Source organism: Pedobacter ginsenosidimutans (genome assembly GCF_001442625.1).
Lineage (GTDB): Bacteria > Bacteroidota > Bacteroidia > Sphingobacteriales > Sphingobacteriaceae > Pedobacter > Pedobacter ginsenosidimutans.
This window is the reverse complement of record NZ_LMZQ01000082.1, coordinates 1-2,317: the sequence shown is the minus strand read 5'-3', so window position 1 is coordinate 2,317 and position 2,317 is coordinate 1. Positions and strand designations below refer to the sequence as shown.

General features: G+C 40.1%; 2 protein-coding genes. Both read right to left on the bottom strand.

Going from position 1 to position 2,317, the window contains the following annotated elements; translation table 11 throughout:
- Window positions 1-12: 12 nt before the first annotated feature.
- Window positions 13-1,209, bottom strand: coding sequence for an acetate/propionate family kinase (locus ASU31_RS27015; protein WP_057935337.1), 1,197 nt, complete (start codon window positions 1,207-1,209; stop codon window positions 13-15).
- A gap of 1 nt (window position 1,210) precedes the next feature.
- Window positions 1,211-2,317: phosphate acetyltransferase (pta, locus tag ASU31_RS27010; RefSeq protein WP_083505567.1), on the bottom strand; the 1,107-nt coding region annotated here is incomplete at its 5' end.

The following is a 2,317-nucleotide window of genomic DNA, read 5'->3' as shown; positions in this document are numbered from 1 at the left end:
GAAGTCTTGCTATTAGCTTAAAAGCTCAAAACATTGATGGGCAATTTCATATTCTTCGTTGGTTGGAATAACGAGGATTTTTACTTTAGCGCTTGCCTTGTTAATTTCTTTCAATTCTCCGTTATAGGCTGTATTTTGATTTGGATCTAATTCAATACCCAGATAATTCAGCTCCGAACATACAGATTCACGCATATTACTGTCGTTTTCGCCTACACCAGCGGTAAATATGATTGCATCTATACCATTTAAAATGGCCGCATAAGCACCAATAAATTTCTTGATCCTGTAGGCATACAGTTTTAGCGCTAAAATTGCAGCCACATTGCCTTCGCTTACCATTTTTCTGATGTCGCGCATATCGCTCGAACCACCTACACCCAAAAGGCCCGACTGTTTGTTAACCAAGGTACTCAACTGCTCTAAGGTATATCCAGAATGCTCCATTAAATGAAAAATAACCGATGGATCGATATCTCCAGAACGTGTACCCATCATTAATCCGCTTAAGGGACCAAATCCCATACTGGTATCGATCGATTTACCATTTTTAATGGCGGTAATGCTGCAGCCGTTGCCCAGGTGGATGCTAATAATTTTTGTATCAACTTTATTTAACCATTTGTTGGCCTGTTCACTTACATATTTGTGGCTGGTGCCATGAAATCCATACACCCGGATACCATGTTCTTTGTAATACCATTCTGGAATGGCATAACGATAGGCCTGTTCTGGTATGGTTTGATGAAATGCCGTATCGAATACTGCAATTTGTTTAGCGTTTTCAAAAGTCTGTTCGGCTACTTCAATACATTTATAATTAACCGGATTATGCAGCGGAGCAAGGGAAAACAGCTTTTTGATCTGATGTTTTACCTCATCTGTAATAAGGGTTGCGCCTGTAAAATGTTCACCTCCATGCACTACTCTATGGCCAACAGCCGCAATATCATCTGGGCTGGCTATTACCGCATATTCTCCCTCTGTTAGTAAAGCTAAAACCTGTTTTAAGCCTTCGCCATGGTTAGCAATAAAACCTGATTGTTCAATGATATGCTTTTCGTTGTTGCGATAAACTGTATGTTTAATAAACGAGCCTTCAATGCCAATACGCTCTACCAAACCGCTGCAAACCGGAGCTTTTTCTGGCATGTTAAAAAGCTGGTATTTTAAGGAACTGCTTCCTGAGTTGATTATTAAAATGTTCATATTAAATGTCTTGGCATTGAATCGCTGTAATTACAACGGTATTAAAAATATCATCTACAGTACAACCACGGCTTAAATCGTTTATTGGTTTGTTTAAGCCCTGTAACATTGGGCCAATAGCTAATGCTCCAGTTTCGCGCTGCACCGCTTTATAGGTATTGTTACCGGTATTTAAATCAGGGAAGATTAATACACTTGCTCTGCCCGCTACTTCAGAACCCGGTAGTTTTTGTTTACCTACAAGTGGATCTACAGCAGCATCATATTGTATCGGCCCTTCAATTTTTAATTCCGGATGCCTTGCTTTAACGATGGCAGTGGCTTCTCTTACGCGCTCTACATCTTCACCTTCTCCTGATGTACCAGAAGAATAAGATAACATGGCAATGCGTGGCTCAATGCCAAATTTGGCACTGCTCTCTGCTGAAGAAATTGCTATTTCTGCCAGTTGTTGGGCAGTAGGATTGGGGTTAACCGCACAATCTCCAAATATAGCCACGCGTTCTGGCAGGCACATAAAGAAAATGGATGAAACCACTGATACACCTGGCTTGGTTTTAACAAACTGCAAAGCAGGTCTGATGGTGTGCTGAGTGGTATGAACGGCACCTGAAACCATCCCATCGGCATCACCCTTATAAACCATCATCGTTCCGAAATAAGAAACATCGGTCATCATATCTCTGGCCATTTCGAGGTTTACATTCTTGGCTTTACGTAATTCATGTAAGGTATTTACATAATCGTTATAATGAGTCGATTGGCCTGGGTTATGTATTTTTAAAGTGTTGGTATCCAGATTTAATCCAAGTCTTTTAATCGTGTTGGTAATTTCGATTGGATCGCCCAGAAGCGTGATGTCTACAATATCCTGGGTAATGAGTTTCTCTACAGCCTTTAAAATGCGTTCGTCATTCCCTTCCGGTAAAACAATATGTTTTTTATCGCGCTTGGCCCATTTAACCAGTTGGTATTGAAACATATGTGGCGTAATTCCCTGATAGCTAAAAGTGATAATTTTATCATCAAGCGCTTTAATGTCGACATATTTTTCGAAAAGCTCTATTGCGACTGCAATTTTCTTCTTGTTTTCGATTGTAATTTTGGA

What these genes read in the sequence shown, in the direction of transcription:
- ASU31_RS27015 (WP_057935337.1), bottom strand. Translation starts at nt 1,209, where the DNA reads ATGAACATTTTAATAATCAACTCAGGAAGCAGTTCCTTAAAATACCAG.